The sequence below is a fragment of the Bradyrhizobium sp. genome (assembly GCF_049798375.1).
Classification (GTDB): domain Bacteria; phylum Pseudomonadota; class Alphaproteobacteria; order Rhizobiales; family Xanthobacteraceae; genus Bradyrhizobium.
This window is the reverse complement of record NZ_JBARGP010000094.1, coordinates 1-9,735: the sequence shown is the minus strand read 5'-3', so window position 1 is coordinate 9,735 and position 9,735 is coordinate 1. Positions and strand designations below refer to the sequence as shown.

The following is a 9,735-nucleotide window of genomic DNA, read 5'->3' as shown; positions in this document are numbered from 1 at the left end:
GATAAAGCATCTGGTAGGACGCGACGTAGGCGCGCAGCCAATGCGCGTAGTCGGCGCTGCCCTTGATGTTGAAGCGCGCCTCGATGAATGGCGTAACCTGGTCCGGCGGCAGCTTCAGCGCGTAATTTGTCACGAGCTGCTTGCGGTAGCCCTCCGCCGTCAGCTTGTCCTCGTGCTCGAGGATCTGTTCGGTCGTGATCGGCGGAACATAGAGTCGGTAATCCTCGAGGCCGATCGGTGCGGTCAGCACCAGATGGACGACGCGGTCGGGATAGGCGCGCGCGATCCGGACCGCGACCATGCCGCCGAGCGAATGCGCGACCACATCGGCTTTGGCGATGCCGAGATGATCGAGCAGCCCGATGGTGTTGCGGGCGAGATTGTCGAAATGCAGCTCGCCGTTGGGTTTGGAGGATTTGCCGAAACCGATCTGGTCCGGCACCACGACCCGGAAGCCAGCATCGCTCAGGGTCTTGATGACGGGCGCCCAATAGCTCGATGGAAAATTGCGCCCGTGCAGCAACAGTGCGGTGCGGCCGTTCGGCTTGTCAGGCGCGACGTCCATATAGGCCATCTGCAGCTGCTCGCCGTCGTTGGTGACGGGCAACAGATGCACCGGATATGGATAGGCGAAGCCTTCGAGGTTTTCGCCATAGGGCTCGCGCGGTGGCGCATCAGTCGCACGCGATGGTATTGCTGACGTGGCGAGCAGGGCGGCGCAGAGCGCACCGAGGACAAGACGGATCATTGGGCGGGTCCAGGCGGTGACGATGATGATGCCGGTATGACCGCATCGCCGCCGTTGCAACGCATGGCGGCCTGCCGCGTTCGTGCGGCGGCGCGAGGGCGCGAACAATAGCGCGTGATGACGCCTCGTGCGGATCGTGGTTCCGAAGTGGGCCTAGCGTTCGGCGCTGCCGAACAGCCTGGTGAAATGTTTCTCGCCGTTGCGCGTGAAGTTCACGACCCGGCTGCCCGGCGCGGCGTCGCGCGCCGCCCATTTCAATTCAGTAAAACGCTGCATCAAGGCCGCGCCCAGCGTGCCGGCGAGATGATGCCGCCGCTCGCTCCAGTCCAGGCAGGCTTTGCAGATCGGGCGGCGCGGATGCGCCAGCATCTCCGGCGAGATCTGCAACTGCTTGTTCAGAAAGCGTTCGCCTTCCGTGGTCAGCGTGATCTCCAGCTTGCGGTGACGCAACAGCTTCTGCTTGGTCATGCTGTCGAGCATCTGCACGCCGAGATCGCCGGCGAGATGATCGTAGCAGACCCGCGCGCGGCGCAGCGCCGGCTCCTTCGGCCCCGTTCGCACCCGCATGTGGCCGGTGCGCGCGGCCAGTCCCGCCAGGCCCTCGAGCACGTCGGCGATATCGGGGTCGGCGAGGCGGTAGTAACGGTGGCGGCCCTGCTTTTCCGGCTCGATCAGCCCGCCGGCCTCGAGCTTCGACAGATGCGAGCTCGCAGTCTGCGGCGTGACGCCGGCCTCCTGCGCAAGCTCGCTCGCGGTGAGCGCCTTGCCGGACAGAAGTGCGGTCAGGATGTTGGCGCGGGCGGGGTCGCCGACCAATGCGGCAACCATGGCGATGTCGGGACCTGATTTCATGCTTCGATGCTAGCCGAAGCATTCTGTTCACGCAAGCAGCTATTGGAGGATGTCATCAATATCGGAGGTTGTCATGGCCGTCACCGTTTTCATCCGCTATCAGATCGATCCGCATCAACGCGAGCAGTTTGAGCAATATGCCACAAGATGGCTCAGCATCATTCCGCGCTGCGGCGGCGATCTCATCGGCTATTTCATGCCGCATGAAGGCACCAACAACATCGCCTTCGGCCTGGTGTCGTTCGACAGTCTCGCGTCTTACGAGCGCTATCGCGCGTCCCTGCGCTCCGATGCCGAGTCAAGGTCGAACTTCGCCTTTGCCGAGGAGCACAAATTCATCCTGGCCGAGGAGCGCACGTTCCTGCGCCAAATGGTGGCGCCGGCGTAAGCACGTCGCTATGTTTGGCATGCGCCATCGGATCATCACCGTTCAATGATAAGGGAAGAACCCATGACCGTCTCGACCAAGGACAAGCGCGCAGCCTTCCGCAATTTGCATCAGAGCGGCTGCTTTGCGCTGCCGAACCCTTTCGACGTCGGCAGCGCCAGGGCGCTGGCTCATCTCGGCTTCAAGGCGATCGCCTCGACCAGCGCCGGCTTTGCCTGGACCATCGGCAAAGCCGATAACAAGGTGACGGTGGACGAGGTGCTGGAGCATCTCGCGGCAATCAGCGCCGCCGTCGACATTCCCGTCAACGCAGATTTCGAGGGCGGCTTCGCGCATGCGCCCGACGGCGTTGCCGCCAACGTCACCCGTGCGGTGGCGACCGGCCTTGCCGGGCTATCGATCGAGGATTCCACCGGCGACAGGGCAAAGCCGCTCTATGAGCGGAGCGTCGCAATCGCGCGCATCAAGGCGGCGCGGCAGGCGATCGATGCCGCCGGCGGCGACGTGCTGCTCACCGGCCGCTGCGAGGCGTTTCTGTGGGGCCAGCCGGATCTTGCGCTCGTCATCGACCGGCTGACCGCCTACGCCGAGGCCGGTGCCGACTGTCTCTACGCGCCGGGGATCAAGACCCGCGATGAGATATCAGCGGTGGTCAAGGCGGTGGCGCCGAAGCCGGTCAACCTGTTGATCGGCGCTTCCGGCCTGTCAGTGAAGCAGGCCGAGGAGCTTGGCGTGCGGCGTATCAGCGTCGGCGGCTCGCTGGCGCGGATGGCCTGGGCCGGTGTCATGCGCGCGGCTAAGGAGATGGCCGAGCAAGGCACCTTCACCGAACTTGCAAACGGTTATCCCGGCGGCGAGCTCAACAAGATGTTCGGATAGCGCGGCCCGTCGTTGCAATATCCGCTGGACATAACAGCGGCGGGCGAGCTCATGCTCGCGTTTCCGACGTTCGCATCGCAACGGTTAGTTCTCTGTTCTCGCCGGAGATTTAATCCTCGCTATTCGCAAGACGTCGGCCTAGGCTGGCACGTCACCGCGCTTCCTGTCTGGATAGGGCGCAGTTGCGATATCTCGTCAGCGGAAACCATCGGTTCGGGCACGTCAATTCGGGCGTGCGACGGCGCCGGCAGCGTTGAGGGCGACCAACGAGTTCTTGCAGGAAGGCGACATGGACGTGCGAATTTGCACGCCGCGAGGTGGTCCTGCGGTCAGATGAATTCGGCCAGCTCGATTCCGGAGAGAACCGCTACCCATTCATAACCTGCAGTCCAAGGGAGATCGAAATGGCCAGAGGTGAGCGCAAAAGTAATCGGGAAACCAAGAAGCCAAAGAAAAAGAAGGAGATTGCCGCCGCGCCAAGCCAGAAGCCGGGCGGATGGCAACCATCACCGGTTGCAGACAAGAAGAAGTGAGAGAGTGTTCGGCGAAAGCCGGACTGCCGCGCGGTCGAAAGCATCGGCAAGCGCGTGTTGCGGCGCTGCGTTGCCACTCTGGCAAAAAACCGCGCCAGTTGAGAACGGTGCCGCGCGCGGGGCGTCCAACGATCCATCTCCTCGCCGCAGGAGCCAGGACCGCGGCGAAGAAACAAGAACATCTGCCGCGGTTGTTGAGCCCGCCACCAAACACGCGCGTTCCAACTTCGATGTCCGGCGACCGTTTGGGACCGCCGCGCTGGCCGACACGCAGAAGGAGCCGTCATGGCCCGCGAAACAATCTACTTCGTGCAGGCATTCAACGCCGGCAAGGGCGGACATCTGAAGTCTGACGCGCCTATCGCCTGCAAATCGGCGGAGGGCGCGCTCCGAACGGCGGAAAGACTGGCGCTGAACAAGCTCGGCGTCGTCGCATTCTCGTCCACCGGAGATCCTGAAATGGGCGACTATGATGATGAACCGACGGTGTTCTTCCGCAAGGGCCAGCTTCCGTCCGCCTTCGACTGAGTATCAGCTGAAAAAAATGCGGCGGGCACGGTGAGTGCCTGCCGCATCGTCAGTCTGATTCACGCTATCGTTAGTGTGTGTTGTTGTTCTGTCCGCTCGGCGGCGGTGCCGAGTGATCGACCTCGGTGCCGGTCGCGTTGTTGGCCGGCGGCGTCGGGCGGTTGGTCGCAGCACCCGTGGTCACACCGGGCGACTTGTTGCCTGGGTTGGCGGGCTGGGTCTGCGCCGCCTGGGTCGGCGGAGGGTTGCTGGCCTGGTTGTTGCCGGTCGACGAATTGTTCAGGCCGTAGAACACCGCGGCGAGCAGGATGGCAATGCCGACCGCGAACGCCGCGACCCTGCCGGTTGAACTTCGCCCTTCCATCATTTCGGGGTCGGGCTGCAAATCCGCGTCGAGCTGCTGCGGGGTGCGTGGCGGCATGCCGCTGATGTCCGCCATGTAGGGATCGTTGGGAAAGCGATCGTCCGGAATGCGTGGGTTGACCATGTCCTTCTCCTCTTCTCCGGTCTTCCGTCTCCTGGGGTCACTGTGCCAGACAACCCACGCCGCCCACGATCTGTTCCGGTGGAACTCTATAGTTCCATCAGCGGCAACGCCGATCCGGTCAGGGATGCTGCCGCGCTCTAGCCTCTCGGTAGTGTGAGTCCCTGGGCGAACGAAATGTGGAATTGGTCACCGGGCGATACCGTGCTGCACCCTGCTGTCATGGGTGGCGCCGCGCGGCGTTGACCTGATCGGCAGTGACCGATGGCGCGGAGTTGCCCCAGGCGTTGCGGATGTAGTTGGCGACATCGGCGATCTGCTGGTCATTGAGCTGACGTGCATACGCCGGCATCGAGCCGGTGTTCGGCGCGCGGGCCGTGGTTACGGTCTCCGCGCCGTCGAGGATCACCCGCAAGGTGCTCGACGGATCCTGCGCCTGCAGCAGTGCATTGCCCGGCAGTGGCGGATAGACCCGCGGCGAGCCCGAGCCGTCGGCCTCATGGCAGGCGATGCAGGCATGGGCATAGATGGTCTGGCCCGAAATCAGGCTGGCATCGGAGGGCGGCGTGACGGTCGGCTCCGGAGCGCCTGCCGGCAGCGATTTGAGATAAACCGCGATGGCGCGGATGTCCGCGTCATTCATCTTCGAGGTCGAACTGACGACCACCTCGGCCATCGGGCCGTCGGCATGGCTCTTGGCATTGCGGCCGCTCGACAGATATTCGACGATGTCATCAGCGCTCCAGCCCCTCAAGCCGCTGCGATCGGCGCCGTCGAGCCGTGGGGCGAACCAGCCCCCGACCTCGCTGCCGGCAAGCGCTGCGCCGCGCTTCTCGGCGCCGAGCAGATTTTTCGGCGTATGGCAGCTGCCGCAATGACCCAGCCCCTCGACCAAATAGCGGCCGCGATTCCATTCCGCGCTGTTGGCTTGGTCGGGGATCAGAACGCCCGGCGTGAAGAACAAGGCATCCCACAGCCGCATCAATGGCCGGTAGCTGGCGGGAAAGCGCAGTTCGGGTGCCGGCACCTTGTTCGCCACCGCAGGCAAGGTGGCGAGATAAGCGCGGATCGCCAGGATGTCATCGCGCGTGAGTTTGGTGAAATGCGGGTAGGGGAAGGCGGGATAGTAACGCGATCCGTTGGGTGCGATGCCGTCGCGCAGGGCGCGGCGGAAATCCTCGTCGCTCCAGCCGCCGATGCCGGTGTCGCGCTCGGGCGTGAGGTTGGGCGCGAAGATCGCGCCGAACGGCGTCTCGATTCGCTTGCCGCCGGCGAACGGCCTGGCCGGATCGGCGGTATGGCAGCCGCCGCAATCGCCGATTACAGCGAGCATCTCGCCGCGTGCGGCTTCGGTCGGCTCCGCCGCGCCGACACGAGTGATCGCACTGCACAATAATAGGCCGGCCAGAATCGTTCGGATCACGGCAAGACCTCATCAAGCAAAAAGAACTTGGCTCGCGCCGTCAAGGCGGCAAAAAAGAAGATCAGTGGTTAGCACGCCGTTTCGCTGCATGCCCTTGCGACGACACAATCGCAAAATCAACGCGAATTCCCAGCCATGAAATTGCGAAGGAGCGAAGCCGTTATAAATGCATCGAAATTTGTGATGCATGCGTGACATCGACCGACATAGATTACATCTAAAGCGGTGGATGTCTGAGGCGTTGATACCACCGGACGCGCAGGCGCGACGAATTTAGGGAAGAGGGCGGAATGGGCATCAACCAAGGCGCGATCAATCTCGAGCAGAAATACACCGCCGATTCCGGCCACATCTTCCTGACCGGCATCCAGGCGCTGGTGCGGCTGCCGATGGCGCAGATCCGGCGCGACCGCGCCGCCGGGCTGAACACCGCGGGCTTCATCTCCGGCTATCGCGGCTCGCCGCTCGGGGGCTACGACCAGCAGCTGTTCGCCGCCCGCAAGCACCTCGAGCAATACAACATCAAATTCCAGCCTGGTGTGAACGAGGACTTGGCTGCGACCGCGGTCTGGGGCTCGCAGCAGCTCGCACTATCGCCCGGCGGCAAGTATGACGGTGTGGTCGGCATCTGGTACGGCAAGGGTCCCGGCGTCGACCGCTCTGGCGACGTGTTCCGCCATGGCAATGCGGCGGGCTCGGCGAAGAACGGCGGCGTGCTCTGCCTCGCCGGCGACGACCACGGCGCCAAATCCTCCACCGTGCCGCATCAATCCGACCACGCCTTCATCTCGGCGCTGATGCCCTATCTCTATCCCTCATCGATCCACGAGATGATCGAGATGGGCCTGCTCGGCATTGCGATGTCGCGCTACAGCGGTTGCTGGGTCGGCATGAAGGTGATCACGGAGACCGTGGAGACCACGGCCGAGATCAACCTCAATGACGAGATGACCCCATTCGTCATTCCCACCGATTTCGAGATGCCGCCGGGCGGACTCAATCTGCGCTGGCCGGATGACCGCTTCGAGCAGGACCGCCGGCTGCAGGACTATAAGGGCTTTGCCGCGATCGCCTTTGCCCGCGCCAACAAGGTCAACCGCATCACGATGGATAGCCCGAATGCCCGCTACGGCATCATGGCGTCAGGCAAGAGCTACGAGGACATCCGCCAGGCGCTGCGCGAGCTCGGGATCACCGAGGAGGTCGCGGCCAAGATCGGGCTGAGGCTCTACAAGATCGGCATGCCCTGGCCGCTGGAGCCGGAAGGCGTGCGGCAGTTCGCGGTCGGCCTCGAGGAGATATTCATCATCGAGGAACGGCGCGAGATCGTCGAGAACCAGGTCAAGCAGGAGTTGTTCAACTGGCGCGACGACGTCCGTCCGCGCATCGTCGGCAAGATGGACGACCACGACAAGCGCTTCCTGCCGTTCGCCACCGAGTTGTCCGTCTCCTCGCTGGCGAGCTCGCTGACCGAGCGGCTGCTGCGGCTCGATCTCAATCCCGAAATCGCGCAGATGTTGCGCGCGAAAGCCGACTGGTTCAACGGCCGCGAGGCCTCGCAGATGCAACTGGTCTCGCCGGTGGCGCGCACGCCGTATTTCTGTTCCGGCTGTCCGCACAACACCTCGACCAAGGTGCCCGAAGGCAGCCGCGCCATGGCCGGTATCGGTTGCCACTTCATGGCGCTGTGGATGAACCGCTCGACCGAGACCTTCACCCATATGGGCGGCGAGGGCGTGCCGTGGGTCGGCATCGCGCCGTTTACCGACGAGAAGCACATCTTCGCCAATCTCGGCGACGGTACCTATTTCCACTCCGGCAGTCTTGCGATCCGCCAGGCGATCGCCTCCAAGGCCAACATCACCTACAAGATCCTCTACAACGACGCTGTCGCGATGACGGGCGGCCAGCGTCATGACGGCGATCTGTCACCGCAGCAGATCACCTATCAGCTCCATGCCGAGGGCATCCGCGCAATCTATTTGGTCTCGGAAAATCCCGACGCCTATCCGGCCGACACCGTCGCGCCCGGCGTCAAGACGGCGCATCGCGACGAGCTCGACAACGTCATGAAGACCTTGCGCGAGACCAAGGGCGCCTCGGCCATCGTGTTCGTGCAGACCTGCGCGGCCGAGAAGCGCCGACGCCGCAAGCGCGGCACCATGGAGGATCCGCAGCGCCGCGTCTTCATCAACCCCGCGGTCTGCGAAGGCTGTGGCGATTGTTCGGTGCAGTCGAACTGCATCTCGGTCGAGCCGCTGGAGACCGAGCTGGGCAGGAAGCGCGTCATCAACCAGTCTTCCTGCAACAAAGACTATTCCTGCGTGAAGGGCTTCTGTCCGTCCTTCGTCACCATCGACGGCGGCAAACCGCGTTCGCGCGCGCCGGCCGAACTCGGCGAAATCGGTGCGCTGCCGGAGCCGGCGTCGAAGCCGACGGTCGAGAAGCCCTACAACATCGCGGTCGGCGGCGTCGGCGGCACCGGCGTGCTGACCATCGGCGCGCTGCTCGGCATGGCCGCGCATATCGAGGGCAAGGCCTCGATGATCCTCGACATGTCGGGCCTGGCGCAGAAGGGCGGCGCGGTGCTGAGCCATGTCCGTCTCTCGGAGCACACGGCCGATGTGACCTGCTCGCGCATCGTTACCGGCACCGCCGATCTGGTGATCGCGGCCGACGAAGTCGTCGCCGGCTCCAAAGAGACCATCATGCTGTGCGACAGCGCGCGCACCCATGGCGTCATCAACAGCCATCTGATCCCGACCGCGGACTTCATCCTCAACCGCGACTTCAACTTCCAGAACCGCAAGGTCGCGAACGTGCTCGAGACGGCGCTGCGCAAGGATTCCGACTTCCTGGATTTCACCAAGCCGGCCGAAGCGCTGCTCGGCGATTCCATCGCCACCAACATGATGATGATGGGCTACGCCTATCAGAGGGGGCTGTTGCCCTTGTCGGCCGAGGCCATCGAAAAGGCGATCGGCATCAACGGCGTTGCGGTCAAGATGAACACGGAAGCCTTCCGGCTCGGCCGCCTTGCGGTGGTCGATCCCGCGCGTCTCACCGACATGATGAAGGGCCACGACGAGACCGAGGCGCCGAAATCGCTCGATGCGATGTCGCTCGACGAGGTCATCGCCCACCGCACCGAGTTCCTGACCAAGTATCAGAACGGTCGGCTCGCCAAGCGCTACCGCAAGCTGGTCGACCAGGCGCGCGACGCCGCGGACAAGGGTGGCTACGGCGAGGCGCTGCCGCGCGCGGTCGCGATCAACTATGCCAAGCTCCTCGCCTACAAGGACGAGTACGAGGTGGCGCGGCTGTTCGCCGACGGCAGCTTCGAGAAGCAGCTCCACGATGCGTTCGATGGCGACTACACCATCAAGTTCAATCTGGCGCCGCCGATCATGAACAGCGGCCTCGATCCGCAAGGACGTCCGAAGAAGCGCGAGTTCGGGCCGGGCATGATGAAGAACTTCCGCCTATTGGCGAAGCTCAAGGGTCTGCGCGGCACGCCGCTCGACATTTTCGGCTATACGGCCGACCGCAAGATGGAGCGCGCCCTTATCCCGGCCTATGAGAAGGATGTCGCCAGCGTGCTCGCGCAGCTGTTGCCTGCCAATGCCGAGATCGCCGTCGAGCTGTTGTCCTTGCCCGACCGCATCCGCGGCTACGGCCCGGTGAAGGAGAAGTCGGTCAAGGAGGCGGAGGCGCGCCACGCGCAACTCGTGGCCGACCTCGCCAACCCGCCGCCGGCCCCACGGCAGATGGCCGCGGAGTAGTTGGGAAATGAAGTAAGGTGGGCAAAGGCGCGAAGCGCCGTGCCCACCGTCTCGCCATCTGGCAGAAATGATTATGGTGGGCACGCTTCGCTTTGCCCACCCTACGACCTCCATCGGA

The 9,735-nt window shown here is 63.9% G+C and carries 9 protein-coding genes; 5 read left to right on the top strand and 4 right to left on the bottom strand.

The features are described 5' to 3' along the window. Together WA702_RS04530 and WA702_RS04525 are read right to left on the bottom strand one after the other, a co-directional pair. Positions 1–748: alpha/beta fold hydrolase (locus WA702_RS04530; RefSeq protein WP_425109339.1), on the bottom strand; the 748-nt coding region annotated here is incomplete at its 3' end. 153 nt (positions 749–901) lie between these two features. Continuing rightward, complete coding sequence (locus WA702_RS04525) at positions 902–1,600, bottom strand: ArsR/SmtB family transcription factor (RefSeq protein ID WP_425109338.1); 699 nt, start codon at positions 1,598–1,600, stop codon at positions 902–904. Between the two features lie 73 nt (positions 1,601–1,673). Here WA702_RS04525 and WA702_RS04520 point away from each other — a divergent pair, with 73 nt between their 5' ends. The 4 genes from WA702_RS04520 to WA702_RS04505 all read left to right on the top strand — a co-directional run bounded on the left by WA702_RS04520 (position 1,674) and on the right by WA702_RS04505 (position 3,928). Then, the gene (locus tag WA702_RS04520; protein WP_425109337.1) at positions 1,674–1,988 is read left to right on the top strand and encodes an NIPSNAP family protein; all 315 of its coding nucleotides are present in this window, start codon (positions 1,674–1,676) and stop codon (positions 1,986–1,988) included. 63 nt (positions 1,989–2,051) lie between these two features. Continuing rightward, positions 2,052–2,867 carry an isocitrate lyase/PEP mutase family protein gene (locus WA702_RS04515; RefSeq protein ID WP_425109336.1) on the top strand — a complete coding sequence of 272 codons (816 nt, stop codon included), beginning with the start codon at positions 2,052–2,054 and terminating at the stop codon, positions 2,865–2,867. A 404-nt stretch (positions 2,868–3,271) separates the two neighbouring features. Continuing rightward, on the top strand, positions 3,272–3,400 hold the full coding sequence (locus tag WA702_RS04510) for a hypothetical protein (RefSeq protein ID WP_425109335.1): 129 nt from the start codon (positions 3,272–3,274) through the stop codon (positions 3,398–3,400). 285 nt (positions 3,401–3,685) lie between these two features. Then, complete coding sequence (locus WA702_RS04505) at positions 3,686–3,928, top strand: hypothetical protein (RefSeq protein ID WP_425109334.1); 243 nt, start codon at positions 3,686–3,688, stop codon at positions 3,926–3,928. A gap of 70 nt (positions 3,929–3,998) precedes the next feature. Here WA702_RS04505 and WA702_RS04500 read toward each other — a convergent pair whose 3' ends face one another. Together WA702_RS04500 and WA702_RS04495 are read right to left on the bottom strand one after the other, a co-directional pair. Next, positions 3,999–4,415 (bottom strand): hypothetical protein, encoded by a 417-nt coding sequence (locus tag WA702_RS04500; RefSeq protein WP_425109333.1) that lies wholly within the window; start codon positions 4,413–4,415, stop codon positions 3,999–4,001. Between the two features lie 217 nt (positions 4,416–4,632). Beyond that, positions 4,633–5,832 (bottom strand): c-type cytochrome, encoded by a 1,200-nt coding sequence (locus WA702_RS04495; RefSeq protein ID WP_425109340.1) that lies wholly within the window; start codon positions 5,830–5,832, stop codon positions 4,633–4,635. A 293-nt stretch (positions 5,833–6,125) separates the two neighbouring features. On the opposite strand from WA702_RS04495, the gene WA702_RS04490 reads away from it, so the two are divergent. Further along, entirely contained in the window at positions 6,126–9,617 is a 3,492-nt protein-coding gene (locus WA702_RS04490; RefSeq protein WP_425109332.1) for an indolepyruvate ferredoxin oxidoreductase family protein, read from the top strand. Positions 9,618–9,735 lie beyond the last annotated feature (118 nt).

Excerpts from the sequence above, each read along its gene's own strand:
- WA702_RS04525 (WP_425109338.1), bottom strand. The coding sequence starts at position 1,600 with ATGAAATCAGGTCCCGACATCGCCATGGTTGCCGCATTGGTCGGCGAC.
- WA702_RS04520 (WP_425109337.1), top strand. The coding sequence starts at position 1,674 with ATGGCCGTCACCGTTTTCATCCGCTATCAGATCGATCCGCATCAACGC.
- WA702_RS04515 (WP_425109336.1), top strand. The coding sequence starts at position 2,052 with ATGACCGTCTCGACCAAGGACAAGCGCGCAGCCTTCCGCAATTTGCAT.
- WA702_RS04510 (WP_425109335.1), top strand. The coding sequence starts at position 3,272 with ATGGCCAGAGGTGAGCGCAAAAGTAATCGGGAAACCAAGAAGCCAAAG.
- WA702_RS04505 (WP_425109334.1), top strand. The coding sequence starts at position 3,686 with ATGGCCCGCGAAACAATCTACTTCGTGCAGGCATTCAACGCCGGCAAG.
- WA702_RS04500 (WP_425109333.1), bottom strand. The coding sequence starts at position 4,415 with ATGGTCAACCCACGCATTCCGGACGATCGCTTTCCCAACGATCCCTAC.
- WA702_RS04490 (WP_425109332.1), top strand. The coding sequence starts at position 6,126 with ATGGGCATCAACCAAGGCGCGATCAATCTCGAGCAGAAATACACCGCC.